The 16,913-nt window shown below is 63.4% G+C and carries 16 protein-coding genes; 6 read left to right on the top strand and 10 right to left on the bottom strand.

Features of this window, described 5'->3' with window-relative positions; translation table 11 throughout:
• Positions 1-4 precede the first annotated feature (4 nt).
• Positions 5-682, bottom strand: coding sequence for a GntR family transcriptional regulator (locus C6558_RS37090; RefSeq protein WP_057210128.1), 678 nt, complete (start codon positions 680-682; stop codon positions 5-7).
• 180 nt (positions 683-862) lie between these two features.
• Between C6558_RS37090 and C6558_RS37085 the strand changes: the two genes are divergently transcribed.
• Genes C6558_RS37085 through C6558_RS37065 form a run of 5 tightly spaced genes read left to right on the top strand, consistent with a single transcriptional unit; the run spans position 863 to position 5,430 of the window.
• The gene (locus C6558_RS37085; protein ID WP_057210056.1) at positions 863-2,314 is read left to right on the top strand and encodes a M20 family metallopeptidase; all 1,452 of its coding nucleotides are present in this window, start codon (positions 863-865) and stop codon (positions 2,312-2,314) included.
• Positions 2,311-3,030 (top strand): ABC transporter permease, encoded by a 720-nt coding sequence (locus C6558_RS37080; protein ID WP_057210054.1) that lies wholly within the window; start codon positions 2,311-2,313, stop codon positions 3,028-3,030. Before C6558_RS37085 ends, C6558_RS37080 begins: the two co-directional genes overlap by 4 nt.
• Positions 3,030-3,755: an ABC transporter permease gene (locus C6558_RS37075; RefSeq protein WP_057210052.1), complete on the top strand. Its 726-nt coding sequence runs from the start codon at positions 3,030-3,032 to the stop codon at positions 3,753-3,755. Before C6558_RS37080 ends, C6558_RS37075 begins: the two co-directional genes overlap by 1 nt.
• Entirely contained in the window at positions 3,752-4,534 is a 783-nt protein-coding gene (locus C6558_RS37070; RefSeq protein ID WP_057210050.1) for an ABC transporter ATP-binding protein, read from the top strand. Before C6558_RS37075 ends, C6558_RS37070 begins: the two co-directional genes overlap by 4 nt.
• A 38-nt stretch (positions 4,535-4,572) precedes the next feature.
• Positions 4,573-5,430 (top strand): transporter substrate-binding domain-containing protein, encoded by an 858-nt coding sequence (locus tag C6558_RS37065; RefSeq protein ID WP_057225536.1) that lies wholly within the window; start codon positions 4,573-4,575, stop codon positions 5,428-5,430.
• A gap of 94 nt (positions 5,431-5,524) precedes the next feature.
• On the opposite strand, the gene C6558_RS37060 is transcribed toward C6558_RS37065, so the two are convergent.
• Positions 5,525-6,337: a C1 family peptidase gene (locus tag C6558_RS37060; protein WP_158269005.1), complete on the bottom strand. Its 813-nt coding sequence runs from the start codon at positions 6,335-6,337 to the stop codon at positions 5,525-5,527.
• Positions 6,338-7,479: 1,142 nt separating this feature from the next.
• On the opposite strand from C6558_RS37060, the gene C6558_RS37050 reads away from it, so the two are divergent.
• Positions 7,480-7,845: a hypothetical protein gene (locus tag C6558_RS37050; RefSeq protein WP_057210044.1), complete on the top strand. Its 366-nt coding sequence runs from the start codon at positions 7,480-7,482 to the stop codon at positions 7,843-7,845.
• Between the two features lie 89 nt (positions 7,846-7,934).
• Here the strand turns inward: C6558_RS37050 and C6558_RS37045 are convergent, their stop codons facing one another.
• From C6558_RS37045 to C6558_RS37010, 8 genes are all read right to left on the bottom strand, one after another.
• The gene (locus C6558_RS37045; protein WP_057210042.1) at positions 7,935-9,638 is read right to left on the bottom strand and encodes an aconitase X; all 1,704 of its coding nucleotides are present in this window, start codon (positions 9,636-9,638) and stop codon (positions 7,935-7,937) included.
• Complete coding sequence (locus C6558_RS37040) at positions 9,635-10,636, bottom strand: 4-hydroxyproline epimerase (protein WP_025429445.1); 1,002 nt, start codon at positions 10,634-10,636, stop codon at positions 9,635-9,637. Before C6558_RS37040 ends, C6558_RS37045 begins: the two co-directional genes overlap by 4 nt.
• Before the next feature lie 14 nt (positions 10,637-10,650).
• Positions 10,651-11,901 carry an FAD-binding oxidoreductase gene (locus C6558_RS37035; protein ID WP_057210041.1) on the bottom strand — a complete coding sequence of 417 codons (1,251 nt, stop codon included), beginning with the start codon at positions 11,899-11,901 and terminating at the stop codon, positions 10,651-10,653.
• 7 nt (positions 11,902-11,908) lie between these two features.
• Entirely contained in the window at positions 11,909-12,631 is a 723-nt protein-coding gene (locus tag C6558_RS37030; RefSeq protein ID WP_057210039.1) for an amino acid ABC transporter ATP-binding protein, read from the bottom strand.
• The gene (locus C6558_RS37025) at positions 12,624-13,277 is read right to left on the bottom strand and encodes an amino acid ABC transporter permease (protein WP_025429442.1); all 654 of its coding nucleotides are present in this window, start codon (positions 13,275-13,277) and stop codon (positions 12,624-12,626) included. The genes C6558_RS37030 and C6558_RS37025 overlap by 8 nt, the downstream gene beginning before the upstream one ends.
• A gap of 12 nt (positions 13,278-13,289) precedes the next feature.
• Positions 13,290-13,955 (bottom strand): amino acid ABC transporter permease, encoded by a 666-nt coding sequence (locus C6558_RS37020; protein WP_025429441.1) that lies wholly within the window; start codon positions 13,953-13,955, stop codon positions 13,290-13,292.
• A 342-nt stretch (positions 13,956-14,297) separates the two neighbouring features.
• Entirely contained in the window at positions 14,298-15,104 is an 807-nt protein-coding gene (locus C6558_RS37015; RefSeq protein WP_025429440.1) for a transporter substrate-binding domain-containing protein, read from the bottom strand.
• Between the two features lie 181 nt (positions 15,105-15,285).
• Positions 15,286-16,803, bottom strand: a complete 1,518-nt coding sequence (locus C6558_RS37010; protein WP_057210038.1) for an aldehyde dehydrogenase (NADP(+)) — start codon at positions 16,801-16,803, stop codon at positions 15,286-15,288.
• Between the last annotated feature and the right edge of the window lie 110 nt (positions 16,804-16,913).

Here is a 16,913-nt window from a genome sequence, read left to right as displayed (position 1 = left end):
GGCGTCATGCTTGGCGCGCAACGCTTTCAGCTGGGGCAACATCCCCCGTCTGGCGGATATGCGCTTCGATCAGGCGTTTGAGGCCGGCGACATCGCGGGTTTCGAGCGCATCGACCATCATATGATGCTCGCGTGCGGACCGCTCGACGCGGGCTCTTGTGCGCCACTGCGAGACCGGTGCCGAAGAGGTGCGTTGGCGGATTTCGGAAACGAGGTCCACAAGCTCGTGATTGCCTGACAGAAGCAGCAGTTCGCGGTGGAAGGCGAGGTTGGCCTCGTAATGCTCCAGCACCGTGCCGACCATGGTCATCTGGTCGAAATGGCTGGCGAGTTGGCGCAGCCTGGCGATGCTTTCGGGCGTGGCCCGTTCCACCATCAGATCGGCCACCGCTGTTTCGAGGATGACGCGGATATCGCTGACTTCCTGCGCACGCCGGCCGTCCGGCTGATAAACGTGATAGCCGCGATTGGGCACGTGCTCGACCAGCCGCTTCTGCGACAGGCGGTCGAGGGCCCGACGAACCTCCGGCCGGGTGCAATCGTATCGCTTTTCGAGATCGATTTGCTTGAGCCAGGTGCCGGCTGGCAGCACGCCGGTCAGAATGTCCTCGAGAACGAGATCGGTGACGTCCCGCTCCTTGGCCGCAGTCTCGGTCACATCTTGCATTTCGGTCATGGACATTCCTGTTTGCTCAATTGTGAGCGGGCCGCGCGGGCTCGCCTTGTTCGCATAAGCGATCGTCTGTTTTTGCGTCTGCGATCGATACCGAAAATATCCATCGCCGCCCATTGCGCAATTTATTTTTGTATCCTAAATTGGCGCCAATTTTGGTAACTATCGCATATGGGACGCTGAATGCCAATGAAGAATACCGAACTCGTATGGTCGATCGTCGAGGAAAAGAGCCCGGAATTCTTCGAGCTTAGTGACCGCGTATGGGACAGTCCCGAAACCAACTACGAGGAGCTTCAGTCCGCGAGCGAGCATGCCCGCCTGCTTGAGGCGGAGGGGTTTCGCATCGAGCGCAATGTCGCCGGCCTGCCGACGGCGCTGATCGGCGAAGCGGGCGAAGGTGGTCCGGTGATCGCCATTCTCGGCGAGTTCGATGCGCTCCCTGGCTTGAGCCAGGTTGCCGGCCTTGCCGAAGAGCGACCAGTCGTGCCGGGCGGCAACGGCCACGGCTGCGGCCACAATCTGCTCGGCTCCGGCTCCATGCTCGCCGCTGCCGCGGTCAAGGATTACCTCAAGGCCAACGGCCTCAAAGGGCGCGTGCGCTATTACGGCTGCCCCGCCGAAGAGGGCGGTTCATCGAAGGGCTTCATGGTGCGGGCCGGCGCTTTCGACGATGTCGATATCGCCATCTCCTGGCATCCGGCCGCCTTTTCCGGCGTCAACAACCCGATCTCGCTTGCCTGCAACGAGATCAACTTCCACTTCTCCGGTCGCGCTTCCCACGCCTCGGCGACGCCGCATCTCGGCCGCAGCGCGCTCGATGCCGTCGAGCTGATGAATGTCGGCGTCAACTACATGCGCGAGCACATGCCGTCGAGCGCCCGCGTCCACTACGCCATCACCGATGCCGGTGGCGACGCGCCCAATGTCGTGCAGGCCCGTGCAACGGTGCGCTATCTCATCCGCGCCCGCACCTTGCCGGATCTGCTCGGCCTGATCGAGCGCGTCAAGAAGATCGCGCAAGGGGCAGCACTGATGACCGAGACGACCGTGCGCCACGAGGTGATCAGCGGCGATGCCAATCTCGTCGGCAATGCCCCGCTGGAAGCACGGCTCCACACCTGCCTCGAACATTTGGGTCCCGCCGCCTTCGATGCTGCCGACCTCGAAACGGCGCGAAAGTTTCAGGCGACCTATTCCCCCGACGATATCGCCGCGTCCTATGCACGCTTCGGCCTGGCGCCGCGCAAGGGGCAGCCGCTCTGCGACATGATCTACCCGCTCTATGGCGGCGACGGCAGCATCGTCGGCTCGACCGATGTCGGAACCGTAAGCTGGGTCGTCCCGACGGTTCAGATGCGCGGTGCGACCTATGCGATCGGCACGCCCGGCCATTCCTGGCAGTTGGTCGCGCAAGGAAAATTGCCGGCCGCGCACAAGGGCATGGCGCATGCGGCGAAAGCCATGGCGAGCCTTGCCATCGATCTGATGGCGGACCCAGAACTGGTGGCGGCCGCCAAGGCGGACCATCGCAGCCGTCTCGACGACACGCCTTTCGTCAATCCGATCCCCGATGACGTCAACCCGCCTCTTCCCTCGCGCGCGGCCGGGTCTGCGGAACTGGGAGTTCAAACCTTGTGACCCAGCCCGGTATCCTCGAACTCATCAGTTTCGGCCCCGGTGGCTGGGGGAACATCCTCCTTGCCGGTGCCATGATGACGATCCTGATCGCGCTGTCGGGCTATGCGACCGGTGCCGTCATCGGCGTACTCGGAGCCTGGGCCAAGGTGAGGGGCGGACCAGGGACGCGCCTCGCTGCCGACGTCTACACGACGGTGCTGCGCGGCATTCCCGATCTCTTGGTGATCTATCTGCTTTATTTCGGCGGCTCCGCTGCAATCTCCGCCGTCGGACATCTCTTCGGCGCTGAAGGCTTCATCGGCTTTCCCGGCTTCCTTGCCGGCATGCTTGCGGTCGGGATCACCTCGGGCGCGCAGCATACGGAGGTCTTTCGTGGTGCCTTCAGGGCGGTTCACCCCGGAGAGATAGAGGCGGCGATCGCCTGCGGCATGCCACGATGGCTCCGGTTCCGCCGCATCGTCGCGCCGCTGACCCTCAGGCATGCGCTGCCGGGCCTCGGCAACGTCTGGCAGGTGGTGCTCAAGGAGAGTGCGCTGGTCTCGATCACCGGCGTCGCCGAACTCTTGCGCCAGGCGCAGATTGCTGCCGGCTCCACCGGGCTGCCCTTTGATTTCTACCTGATTGCCGGCGGCATCTATCTCATGATCTCGACGGTATCGAGCACCGTCCTGCATCGGGCCGAGCGTCATTTCAGCCGCGGCGTGAGGAGAAGCTGATGGACTGGACCTTCCTTCAGGAAACCTTTGTCAGCCTCGTTTCGGCTGTTCCCATGACGCTGTTGCTGGCGGCAAACTCGATTGCCCTCGGCGCGATCCTGGCAGTCGGCATCGCTGTCGCCCGATTTTCGGCTACCGCCCCCTTGCGCTGGCTGGCGCAGGCCTATGTCTTCGTCTTTCGCGGCACGCCGCTGCTCGTGCAGATCTTCATCATCTACTACGGTCTCAGCCAGTTTCCGGCCATCCGACACAGCCTGCTTTGGCCCGTGCTCAGGGAGCCATACTGGTGTGCGGTCCTGGCGCTGGCGCTCAACACCGCTGCCTATGCCAGCGAGATTGTCCGCGGCGGCCTGCTTTCCGTGCCCTTTGGACAGGTGGAAGCGGCAAGGGCATGCGGCATGTCGCGCTTCATGATCTTCCGGCGCATCACGTTGCCGCTCGGCGTCAGGCAGGCGCTGCCCGGCTACGGCAACGAGATGATTTCGATGGTCAAGGCGACCTCACTCGCATCGATCATCACCCTGATGGAAGTGACCGGCGTTGCGGCGCGCATCATCTCGGAGAGCTACCGCGCGATCGAAGTGTTCGTCGTCGCCGGCGCCATCTATCTCACCATCAACTTCCTGCTCACCCGCCTGGTGCAGCTCGTCGAGTTCCGGCTGAGCCCGCATCTCAGGCAGCCGGTTGCGGTGCTGCCCGCCATCATCGAAGGAGAAGCGCATTGAGTTCGCCCGCGTCGTCCATTGCGCCCGTCGCCATCAGCGTTCGGGACATCCACAAGAGCTTCGGTCCGATCGAGGTCTTGAAAGGCATCTCGCTCGACGCGCGCGAAGGCGAGGTCGTCTCCATCCTCGGCTCGTCCGGTTCGGGAAAATCGACACTGCTTCGCTGCATCAATATGCTCGAAACGCCGGATCGTGGCGAGGTCACGGTCGCGGGCGAAACGATCGAGATGCTTGCTGCCGGCAACGGCAAGAGCCGTCCGAGGGATCGTGCCCAGGTGGATCGCATCCGCTCACGGCTCGGCATGGTGTTCCAGAGCTTTAATCTCTGGTCGCACAAGACGGTGCTGGAGAACGTCATCGAGGCGCCGATCCATGTGCAGAAGCGCCCTCGCGCCGAGTGCCTCGAAGAGGCTGAAGCCCTTCTCGCCAAGGTCGGGATCGCGGCCAAGCGCAATCATTATCCGGCGCACCTGTCCGGCGGCCAGCAGCAGCGCGCGGCAATCGCCCGCGCGCTGGCGATGCGTCCGGCCGTGATGCTGTTCGACGAGCCGACATCGGCGCTCGACCCGGAACTCGTCGGCGAGGTGCTGCGCGTCATGCGCGCGCTCGCCGAAGAGGGACGCACGATGCTGGTCGTGACCCATGAAATGGGGTTCGCCCGCGATGTCTCCAGCCGGGTCATTTTTCTTCACCAGGGTCAGATCGAGGAAGACGGTCGACCGGACGAGGTATTTGGCAACGCCAAATCCGAACGCTTCCGTCGGTTCATCAAGGCGTGAACCGGCGGCTCTAACCACTCAAAAAAGGGGAACTACCAATGAACCACACCAAATCGACAATGAAGGCCCTGTGCATCGCGACGATGATGTTCGCCGCCAATGGCGCGCATGCGGAAAACAAGACCTGGACACATGTGACGATCGCCACCGAAGGCGGCTTCAAGCCTTACAATTTCACCAAGCCCGACGGCACGCTTGACGGCTACGAGATCGAGCTCAGCAAATACCTCTGCACCCATATGAAGGTCGAGTGCGAGATCAGCGTCCAGAACTTTGACGGCATGATCCCGGCGCTGAATGCCGGCAAGTTCGATGCGATCATTTCCGGGATGTCGGCAACAGCCAAGCGCGAGCAGGTTATCGATTTCAGCGACTCCTACGGTTCGACCGGCCAGGCCTTCGCCACGCTGAAATCCGGTCCGCTCGCATCACTGCCTGAAAAGGGCGTGGTGTTTTCGCTCGCTTCGAACGAGGCAGGTGCTACCGCCGAGATCGAGAAGTTGAAGCCGCTGCTCGAAGGCAAGACGATTGGCGTCCAGATCGCCTCGACCGGTGCCGCCTTCGTTGACAAATATCTGAAGGGCGTCGTCGAGGTGCGCGAATACAAGACGACCGAAGAGCACGATCTCGATCTCGCGGCTGGCCGCGTCGACCTGGTAATGGCCTCGATGGCTTACCTGACGACGGCTTCCGAAAAGCCGGGCAATGAGGACATGACCACCACCGGTCCCCGGTTCCAGGGCGGCTTTCTCGGTCGCGGCAGTTCCGTCGGCCTGCGCAAGACGGATCCGGATCTGAAGACACTGTTCAACGAGGCGATTGCTGCCGCTAAGGCGGACGGCACGATCAAGACGCTTTCGGAAAAGTGGTTCGGTTTCGACGTCACGCCGCGATAAACCACACGACGATTTCGCCTTTCACCGGACGCCGCCGCACATGATCGCGGCGGCGTCCGGATAGCGTGCGTGAGGGAAGCTTCGCTCCTCTGGCTTAGCTCGTCACATACATGGCCTGGCCCTGTGCCAGGTACTGAAACAGCTCGTAGCTCATCCAGATGTAACCGCCGCTGCCGTTCCATTGGCAGCCCCAATCCGGTCCGAAGCTGTTCTGGATGAGGATCGCCTGCTGCGCATCGTCGTAGCCGATGATCAGCATGCAGTGGCCGACAAGCTTGCCGTTGGCGCCCCGCACCTTGTCGAGCGGCCCCGTCAATGACCCAGGGCCGCTATAGCTCATGAAGCCGGAATTGAGGGCCGTGCCGTAGCACAGAGCACCACCATCAGCGATGATGGCCTTGATCGCGTCGAGATCCGATGTTTCGACGATGGCCCAACCGGGGATCTGGAAGCTGGTATCGGCGGTGGCGTCGGGGTCGTAGCTGGACCAAAGTTCGGGGCAGTTGGGGTAGTAGGGGGCCGTCGCCCAATTGGGCGTGCCGCCCTGCTGCAGGATGTTGAGGTAGGACGCCAGATTCGAGCCGCTGCACGTCTTCTGACCATCGTTGATCATGACCTCGATATAGATGTTGGCGGGGCTTGCCTGTTGCGACGCGCCCGACGGCGTCTGGCCGGATGCGGCGGCCGCCGTGTAGGTCGCAAGACCATAGGTAGACGCCCAGGCTGCACAGCTGCCGGGACTGCCGACATGCTGAGCCGTGCCCTGCGCCTGCGGTGGTGGCAGATATTGGGCGTTAACGGTTGCTGAAGCCGGTGGCGCGCCTGTCGTCTTGGGCCGAATGGTGCGCCCGACCTCGACGATGGTTGGATCATAACCGAAATCCAGGAATGCCTGGTGGAGAGACATGAGACCTCCTTTTGGCCGGACCCTTCTGCCGGGCCAGGCACGTGTGTTGACGAAGGGATTTTTGTCGGCCGTCTGGCCATGCTTTGCACGATGATGTCTTGACTGCGATGCTCGGCATTGCGGCGTGGTGACCCGGCCTGAGAGCAAGGACCTCTCGGTCGAAACTTCCGGTAGATCATCAAATCGGACTTTGAAAACGAAAGCTGAGGCCGGCTCCGGATAAATTGCCCTTGCTCCGGTCGGCATGGCCGCCTGCGACCATGTGGCTGCACGCAGTGGTAGAATACAGCCATGGCCACCGAGAGCAGTACCCTCAGTTTGAAGGGGTACCGGCGAGCATTTGCTCGTATGGTGTAAACATCGTGTTGGCCGTTCGATATTGGATCGAATCCCAAGGGAGAGGAGCCCCCCTGGTCGCAGATACTTTAACCGCGATAGTCGTCGCGCTGGACGATCTCGAAGAGAGGCTTTCGCCGTAACCCGGGTTGTAAAGCTGCAAATATTCGCCGTGATCGTTGCCGCTAGGCAGTGCTTGGTACCCCCATCATCATTCGCGGAATATGCCCTTGTAGTAGGCTCCGTTCCTCGGAGGAGGGTGGTTTACGACAACGGTGGGACGCTTGCCTCTTGCTGGAGTAGTGGCGGTTTTCGCCGGTACATCGGCATTGCGCGTTGAGCGTTCTTTGGGTGTATTTGCGGCTGCGGCGGGGTCCGTTGCGCCAATGCCGATCGTAAATCCCACGAATGCAATGACTGACAGTCCGCTGAGCAATCTGTGCATTTTTCCAACCTCATGTTGCCAGAGCCTCTCCGGTTCAAACGGAGCCGCAGAAACGCTCTATCTCCTTATTTCCAAGCATTTCCTGCCGGAAAACGGCTTCGCACTTTTGCTGGAAATGCGCTCCGCCACGGTGAACGATCGCATGGGCCCGCGTCTGTCGTGTGACGCTTGCCGCGTACTCTACCGCTCGCAGTAGCCGGTGCAGGATCAGCACGACCCGCCAATCCGGATCCTCACTCGGAAGTGGTACGCTTTGCAACCCAGCATGTCACAGCGTTCGACCGCATTCTATTCTGGGTCGGCTGAACTCGAGGTGATCAAGTGTTAAGCTCGCTGCCCCGAGGGGACGGAGGCGAGTGCGATGCTGCGCGCAGATCAAGGCGATCAGGGGCCCTTCTGGACACGGCCCATTCCGGTGGGGCAGGCGGAACTCTGCCCGTCCGTTCTCGATGAGATCGATTCCAACGGTGGCAGAACCGGGTTCCGCGGTTACGTCCTGCAGATCTTCGATGCGCCGGGCGCGCGACCTTCGGGCATTCTCGAAATCGCGCTCAATCGAAAGCAGCGCCGCGCCTGCGGCGTCTACGAATGCGAGGCATCCGACACTGCCTCTTGGACGGAGCACGCCGTTCTAACGACCGATCCAGTCTGGTTTGCGGCTTCGACGCCTCAGGAGGCTGCAAACGTGTTGTTCCAAACCCTGGTCGACCGCGCACCTGATCTGTAGGCGTAGGAGAGCCCTCCGCAGGCATCGCGGTTGCCTCAAGGAAAGTCATTCCGATCACGATACCTGCCGGCTTCTTGTCGGCGGTTCCGTTACCGGCCTGCCGGGGAGAGCCAAATCGGCAGCCGTGCTTGAACGCGCCCGGTCAGCGCAGCCGTCACGCAATCGGCAAGGTTTCCGAGGCGCACCGCACGGCCGGAGAGGCCGGGGCCGTAATGGGCATATTTGCCGGAATTGGTCATCAGCGCGCGGGTTCGCGTCGGGAACACCGGTTCAGAGATCGAGCACCAACAGAGGTCGGGCAGGACCTGCACACCGCTTGCCTCCAGGGCGGCAAGTGTCCCTTCCGCCCGCGCAGCGGCAATCACCTGATGGCCGGCCGTAACGATCACCGCTACATCCCCGTGACGTTTGCGACCGGCAAGCGCTGCCGCCAGAGCCCGACATTCGCTCAGCGAGGCGTGGGGGCTGCCGATGGCGACCAGGTCCACATCCTCCGGTCCGTCGTTCAACAGGGTCCAGGCGGCCGCCATCTCGGCGCGGGTGATTGCAACAGTGCCAGCTTCGCTTGACGCAGCACCTTCCGCCTCCGGCGTGACACCTTCAATGTGCAACATCGGCGCTGCCGATGTGGTGCCGAAGGCAGCGCACAGCGCCTTCAGGTCGTCGGACGAAGGCTTTGCAGCCGCGAGGCCACGCAGAAGCGGGATGCAATCGGGTGCAGCCCGCCCAGCGAGATAGCCGATGAGCGGCCAGAAAGCGTCGTCCACCCCTTCAGGCAACTCCACGTCGATGACGCGGCTGGCCTTGCGGTGTTCGTCGAGATAGACGCCGGAGAGCGGCGCGCGGCCGGTCAGCGCGATGCAGAGGTCGAGGAAATCCGGATGCTTCGCGGTGCGGGCGCCGAGCACCGTATTGGCGTAGATGACGGCGTTGGATTCCGCCCAGGCGATTGCCTCTCCGGCCTCAGGCGCGCTGTCGAGCAGATAGGGGGAACAGGTGAAGGTCGGACGGCAGCCCATGCGGACATAGGCGTCGGCCAGCCGCGCGGCCGGATCGCCGAACGAGGCCGGCACCCCCTGCGCCTGCCAGTTGGCGCGGTCGACAGAAATGGCGTTCATTGTCGTCGGCAGCCGGACCCGCGCGCCCATATCCGCCATTTTTTCGGCGAAGGTGAGATTGGCAGGGCTGGCATAGATGCAGCCGTCGATATGCCCTTGCGTCACGCTGACGAGGCGTGTTGCGCCCTGCTGCGCCGCCATGGCGCAGATGATGCGCATCGCGACCTCAACCGCAACCCCGTCGCGGCCATCCAGCATGGCGAGGTCCGCTTCATCAAGATCGAGCGCCGCGGTCGCAAGCGGTGCGATTTCGATCGTCAGGCCGTCGGCCTCGATCGCCGTATCGGTGATGCGCGCGGTTTTTGCCTCCGCCAGCGCTGCGAAGGCATCGGACGAAAGGCGCAGGACGGGCAGCGGCTTGCCGAACATCTCGGCTGCAATCAGCGCGCCGAGGGTTAGCACGTCCTCGGCTTCGGAAAAGACAAGCGCGGCCGGCGCACGACCGGTCAGCGCAAGATCGAGCAGCACGCCCGAGCCGGTGCAGGAGCCCCGGCTCGACGGCATCATCAGGATACTGCCCGTGAGACAGGTCCCGTGCAGTGGGTGGTGAACATCGATCACCGCTCCGGTCGCCGGATCGACACCACCCCAGAAGCTCAGCGCTTCCGGTGCGGCAACGATCGGCCCCTCGGCCGTGCCGCCAAGGATACTGCGAGCGGAGAACGGATTGTTCATTTTACGACGAAGCCGTGGGCGAAGGGATCGCGATCATCGATGAAGATCGTGTTGATACCGGTCATGCGCGCCCATCCGGCGATCGAGGGGATGATGGCATCGCGGTCGGCGACCTTGGTCGCGGCCTCCACCCGACCCTTGAACAGCGAGCCGATGATCGATTCATGCACGAATTCGTCGCCGACCTTCAGCTTGCCCTTGGCGGCAAGCTGCGCCATGCGCGCCGAGGTGCCGGTGCCGCAGGGCGAGCGGTCGATGGCCTTCTCGCCGTAGAACACGGCGTTGCGGGCATGCGCCTCGGCTTGCGTCGGCTTGCCCGTCCACTGGATGTGGCTGAGCCCCTTGATCTCCGGGTGCTCGGGATGCACGAACTCGTACTTCGCGTTCAAGGCGGCGCGCAGTTTCGGGCTCCAGCCGATCAGCTCGCCGGCCGTGTGGTCGGCCATATCGCGAAAATTCTTCTGCGGCTCGACGATGGCGTAGAAGTTGCCGCCATAGGCGACGTCGACGACGATCTCTCCGAGGCCCTCGACTTCGGCCGTCAGTCCCTCGGCATAGAGGAAGCCGGGGACGTTGGTCAGGCGCACTTCCTCGACGAAGCGGCCCTCCTGGCGATAGCTGATGTCGACCTTGCCGGCAGGCGCGTCGATCGACAGCTTGCCGGGCTCGCGCGGCGTGATCAGTCCGTTCTCGATCGCCATGGTGATCGTGCCGATGGTGCCGTGGCCGCACATCGGCAGGCAGCCGGAGGTCTCGATGAACAGCACGGCGACATCGCAATCGGGCCGTGTCGGCGGATAGAGGATCGAGCCGGACATCATGTCATGTCCGCGCGGCTCGAACATCAGGCCGGTGCGGATCCAGTCGAATTCTCTGAGGAAATGGGCGCGCTTTTCCAGCATGTTGGCGCCCTCAAGACGAGGACCGCCGCCGGAAACGAGGCGGACGGGATTGCCGCAGGTGTGCCCGTCGATACAGGAGAAGGTGTAGGTGGCCATGGTCGAAACCTCTGTCAGAACCGTTGAGGCGAGAAGGGGGCGATGTCAATCGTCGGAGCCTGGCCGGTCAAAAGATCCGCGACGAGCCGGGCGGTGCCCGCCGATTGGGTCAGGCCGAGATGGCCGTGACCGAAAGCGTAGACGACCCGCGATGTCGCGCGGGCGCGGCCGATGGCCGGAAGGCTGTCGGGCAGCGACGGGCGGAAGCCCATCCACTGCACGCCACCTTCGGGCTTGAGCCCCGGCAGGAAGGTTCGTGCCTTCTGCAGCATGGCTTCGGACCGGCGGTAGTTCGGCGGCAGTTGCAACCCGCCGAGCTCGACTGCGCCGCCGACACGGACACCGGTCGAGAGCCGGGTGACGACGAAGCCATGGCCGCCGAAGGTGACCTGCGTGCGCAGGTCGAAGGCGTCTGCCGGCAGCGTGGTGTTGTAGCCGCGCTCGGTTTCGAGCGGGATGCTCTCGCCGAGAGATTTGGCAATCCGGTGGGAGAACGCACCGGCCGCGAGCACGACCTGTGCCGCCCGCCGCGTCGCGCCACTTGTGGTCCGAATTTCGACGCCGCCATCGATTGGCGCCAGGGCCGTAACGTCGGCGCGCTCGATCGCCCCGCCCTTGGCGCGGAAGTGTTCTGCCAGCGCCAGCGTATAGAGCTTCGGGTCGGCAATGGAAAACCAGCCCGGCGTAAAGGTGCCATGGGTGAAGCGGGGCGCCAGACCCGGCTGGATCTCAGCCATCTCGGCTGCGCCCATATGGCGGAATTCGATGCCATGGTCCGCACGCGCCCGCCATCCGGGCAGCGAAGCCTTGAGTTCGGCTTCGCTTTCATAGACCTGAAGATTGCCATCCTTGCGCAGCATCGGCAGGGTGCCGGTTGCGGCAAGGAACGGCTCCAACTCGACCTTGGAGAGGTCCATCATCGCCGTCTGGGCGGCCGTCGAATGCGCCACCCGCTTTGGCGAGCAGGCGCGCCAGAAACGGAACATCCACGGCGCGATCTGCGCGGCGTAGGCCGGCGGGATGCTCAGCGGCCCGAGCGGGTCGAGCAGCCATTTCGGCGCCTTCTTGAGGATGCCGGGCGAGGCGAGCGGCAGGATGTCGGTGAAGGCGAAGGCCCCGGCGTTTCCCGCCGAGGCTCCAGCTGCCGGGCCTTCCCGGTCGAGCACGGTGACCGAAAGCCCCCGTGCCTGGGCCGCTATCGCGGCGGAAAGGCCGACAACGCCGGCGCCGATGACGATGACGTCAGGCTGAGCTGCATCCTTCATGATCGGCTCAATGCGTCGCTGCCAGGAACTTCTGCAATTCCGGATCCTTCGGCGCGCCGAACAGCTCCTCCGGCGGGGCGATCTCGGCCATCACGCCCTTGTGGAAGAAGGCCACCCGATCGGACACTTCGCGGGCGAATTTCATCTCGTGGGTGACGCAGATCATCGTCATGCCTTCGGAGGCGAGCATGCGCAGCGTGTCGAGCACTTCGCCGACGAGCTGCGGGTCGAGCGCCGAGGTCACTTCGTCGAACAGCATGTAGGCCGGGGACATGGCAAGGGCGCGGGCAATCGCCATGCGCTGCTGCTGGCCGCCCGACATGCGGTTGGGATAGACCGAAAGCTTGTCGCCAAGGCCGACATGAGTGAGCTGTTTTACGGCCATGGCCTCGGCCTCGGCTTTCGACTGACCCAGCACCTTGCGCGGTGCGAGCATAACGTTTTCGAGCACGGTCAGATGCGGGAAGGCGTTGAACTGCTGGAAGACGATGCCGAGCTTACGGCGCAGCTTGTTGAGGTTCGTCGCTTTTGCATGCACATCGGTGCCGTCGACCACGATTCGTCCGCCGTCTATGGTCTCGAGCCCGTTGATGCAGGTTAGCAGCGTTGACTTACCCGAACCGGAGCCGCCGATGATGGTCAGGACTTCGCCCTTCTTCACGGTGAGGTCGATACCCTTCAGAACTTCCAACGGGCCGAAGGATTTGCGAACGTTTTCAATCTCAATCATTGGGGGACCACCGTTTTTCGAGATACCCACCAAGCCGGGCGATGGGGAAGCTGATGAGGAAATAGATTGCACCACAGATCAGGAGAATGAACAGCGGTTCCTGCAGGCGGGTGACGAGAATCTGCGAGGCGCGCAGAAGCTCGATCAGACCGAGCCAGAGCACGAGTGCCGAGTCCTTCATGACGCCGAGCGTGAGGCCGATCCAGGACGGAAGCGAAACGCGGGTGGCAAGCGGCGCCACGATGTAGCGCATGTCCTGCCACCAGGTCATGCCCAGCGAGCGTGCCGCGCGGCGTGTGGTCGGCGGCACCGACGAGATGCCGCCGCGCACGATCTCGGTGCAATAGGCGGCCGTGTAGAGCGACAGCACCACGCAAGAGGTCGTGAACGGCCCCCAGCCCATTTTGGCGATGGACTGGAAGGCATTGGCCAACACGAGCTGGATCAGGAGCGGAACGGAGCGAAACACGTCGAGCACGAAGGTCAGCGGCGCCGACCAGTAGGGGCCGGCTTGAACACGGATCACCCCGAAGAGGATGCCGAGCAGCGTACCGGCGGTAACCGAAACGGCGGTGACGGCGAGCGTCATCGCCGCACCCTGTGCAAGGAAGGCGAGATCACTCCAGGTGAGGGCGGTATTGAACATCTCTCACCTCTCTCAGTAACGGAACATGCGCGAGGCGATTGCTCGGGCAGCGAGGGTCACGGCCTTGGCGATCACGTAGTAGATCACGGCTGCCAGGGCGAAGAATTCGAAGGTGCGGAAGGACCGGGCGTTCAGTTCCTGGGTGATGCCGGCGAGGTCGGTGTTCATGCCGACGGTGACGCCGAGTGAGGTCATCAGGATTGCCCAGACCATCTGGTTGGTGGTCGGCAGGAAGGCGACGCGCAGCATCTGCGGCAGGATGATGTAGCGGAAGGCCTGCAGCGCCGTCATGCCGAGCGAACGGCCGGCACGGGTCTGCGTATCCGGGATCGCTTTCAGGGCGCCGCGGAAGTTTTCAGCCAGATAGCCCGCATTGTTGAAGGCAATGCCGACGAGCAGCGCCGTGTAGGGGCTCAGATGGATGCCGAAATTGCCGAGGCCGAAATGGGCCATGTAGATCTGGAACAGCGCGGGGGTGTTGCGCGCGATCTCGATCCAGGCGGTGGCAAAGCCACTGAGGATGCGATTGCCGGACAGGCGGAACCCGGTCAGGGCGAGCGCGCAAATGACGCCGATGAGCATCGACAGCAGCGCGATCTGCAGCGTGACCAGCGCGCCGTCAAGCATTTGCGGCAATGCTTTCAGCGCCTGGTTCCAGTGGAAGGAGTAATTGAACATCGCCGTCTCACCTTTTCGAAAATGAGTGGTACCAACCTGCGCTGATATTGGCCGATTGCGCCGGAGCGATTTTAGCTTCCGGCAAGCAGACAACCGCAACCGGACCAGACGGTCCGGTGAGGATTGTCGACGCGGTCCGGGGGCCAAAAGCGCCCGGCCCTTCGGGTGGGCCGTGTGTCGGCCACCGGCAGTGTCGCAATCCTCGACCGATGCCAAGGCATCGCTCTAAGGTCCGCTCCTTGCCGGATGACCGCACACGGTCCCACGCAATCGGTCAATATCAGCGCAGGTTGGTACAACGGCGCGAGACGTTTGCCTCGCGCCGCCAGAGAAACGGACAGATTAGCGGTAGACGCCGTTCACCGCCAGCGAAGGCAGTTCGCCGCCGACCCACTTCTCGTAGAGTTCGGCATAGCGGCCGGTGCGGACCTGCTGGTTGATGAAGAGGTTGAGGTAGTTGATGAGGCCGTATTCTTCGCGGTTGGTGAAGAGAGCCACGTAGTCGATGTCGAACGGCGCCTTGCCGACAACCGAGATACCGGCGAACTTGCCGGTCTTCACGTTGGCCTGCGCCACGGTCGAGGTCGACACCGTTGCGTCGATCTGGCCCTGGCTAAGCGCGAGGAAGACGTCGGCCTGCGTCTGGTAAGGACGGAATTCGCCCGCACCCCATTCCTTGACCTGCTTTTCCAGCGCGATCGCTTCGAAGGTGCCGGCGGTGGCGCCGACGACCTTGCCCTTCATGTCCTCGAAGGACTTGATGCCGGTCTTGTCGTTGGCGGTAACGGCCATTTCGAAGGCGAAGTAGGGAACGGTCATGCCGACGGTCTTGGCACGCTCGAGCGTATCGGAGGTCGAGGCGACGCCGACGTCAACGCGGCCGGACATCAGCGCGGGAATGCGCTCGGGGAAGGGAGTTTCGACGATCTCGGCCGTGACGCCCAGCGCCTTGGCAAGGTCGTTGCAGTAGTCGACGTCGAAGCCGACCGGATTGTTGTTCTCGTCGCGAGAACCCATCGGCGGGAAGTCGAGAACCACTGCGCAACGCAGCGTACCCGAGCCGATGATGTCATCCAGCTTGTCGGCGTGGGCCGGGCTGGTCAGAGCAGTGGCGGCAACGAGGCCGAAGGCTAGGACCGAGGTCTTCATTTTTCTCTCTCCCTGAATTGGTGCGCCGTTTGACGGCGAGCGCAATATTCCGCGTTGGAGAGCGTAAATCAACTTAAAAATACAAACAGTATACAAAAAGTATATGATCGTGACGTCATTGGCCCGCAGGGATCCCATTTGTTTCGCAAAATGGGGTCCCTGCGCAGCGATCGGTCGCGGATCAGTTCAGGAAATCTTCCGGCAGCAGGGCTTCCGGCAGGTTCTGGTAGGAGACCGGACGCAGGAAGCGGCGGATCGACATGGTGCCGACGCTGGTCGCGCCAAAGTTCGTCGAGGCCGGATACGGCCCGCCATGCACCATGGAATCGACGACCTCGACACCGGTCGGGAAACCGTTGACGAGCAGGCGGCCCGCCTTGCGCTCAAGGATGGGGCGCAGGCGACGGGCCGGCTCGATGTCGCCGGCATCCATGTGCACGGTGACCGTCAGCTGTCCCTGGAGACCGCGCGCGAGCTGTTCCATCTCGGCTTCCGAATTTACCCGGACGACGAGGCCGAGCGGGCCGAAGACTTCCTCGCCGAGCGCATGGTCGGCCAGAAACTGGCTGCCGGTCGTCTCGAACAGGTTGGGCGACGCGGCGCGGTCCGACGAGCTGGTCTCGAGCAGCGGCTTGACGCTGTTGCGGGTGGTGAAACGCTCCTGGCCGTCGCGGTAGGCCTTGGCGATGCCATCGGTCAGCATGGTCTGCGGCGCCACCTTTGCGAGCGCATCGACGGCAGCGGCCGTGAAGCGGTCAGCATCGGATCCTTCGATCACCACCGCGATGCCGGGATTGGTGCAGAACTGGCCGGCACCCATGGTCAGCGAACCGGCCCAGCCCTGTCCAAGCGCCTCGGCACGTGCCTTCAAGGCTTCCGGCAGCAGGAACATCGGGTTGACCGAGCCGAGCTCGCCGAAGAACGGGATTGGTTCGGGGCGGGCGGCGCACAGATCGAAGAGCGCGCGTCCGCCGGCGAGCGAGCCGGTGAAGCCGACGGCCTTGATCAGCGGATGCTTGACGAGCGCGTGGCCGACGTCGCGGCTGCCGCCTTGGATCAGCGAAAAGACTCCCGGGTGAACGCCGCACTTGCGGATGGCGGCTTCGACGGCCTCAGCGACGATCTCGCCGGTGCCGGGATGGGCCGAATGACCCTTGACCACCACCGGGCAACCGGCAGCCAGCGCCGCTGCGGTATCGCCGCCTGCGGTGGAAAAGGCGAGCGGGAAGTTGGAGGCGCCAAAAACGGCGACCGGGCCGATCGGCCGCTGGATCAGCCGGATTTCCGGACGGGGCGCCGGCTGGCGCTCGGGGAGGGGCGCATCGACACGTCGGTCGAGGTAGTCGCCCGCCTCGATATGGTCGGCAAACAGTCTCAGCTGACCGGTGGTGCGGCCGCGTTCGCCCTGCAGCCGCGCTTCCGGCAGGCCGGTTTCCTGGCTGCCAATCGCGGTAATGGCTTCGGCCCGTGCCTCGATCTCGTCGGCGATGGCGCGCAGGAACGCTGCGCGTTCGGCCCGCGACGAATAGCCGTAGGTCCAGAACGCTTCTTCCGCCGCCTCGCAGGCGCGGTTCACCAGTTCGACCGTGCCGACCGCGAAGTCATGCGCCGGGCCGTGTGCCGGTGTCGAGGCGAAGGTGCCTGCGCCGTCGAGCCACTCGCCGGCGACGAGATGTTTTCCTTTGGGGGTGAAGACCATCTGCGGATCCTTTCTTGAGAACACCGGTGTCTTTCGGCATGAATAGCTGACAGCCGAATTGCACTCGGCGGTTCTTTGTATACTCTATGTATGCATAACTTCAACCGCCC

It is taken from the genome of Ensifer sp. NM-2, assembly GCF_003024455.1.
Lineage (GTDB): Bacteria > Pseudomonadota > Alphaproteobacteria > Rhizobiales > Rhizobiaceae > Ensifer > Ensifer canadensis.
The sequence above is the reverse complement of the archived record's forward strand: the minus strand, read 5'-3'. Positions and strand labels throughout refer to the sequence as shown.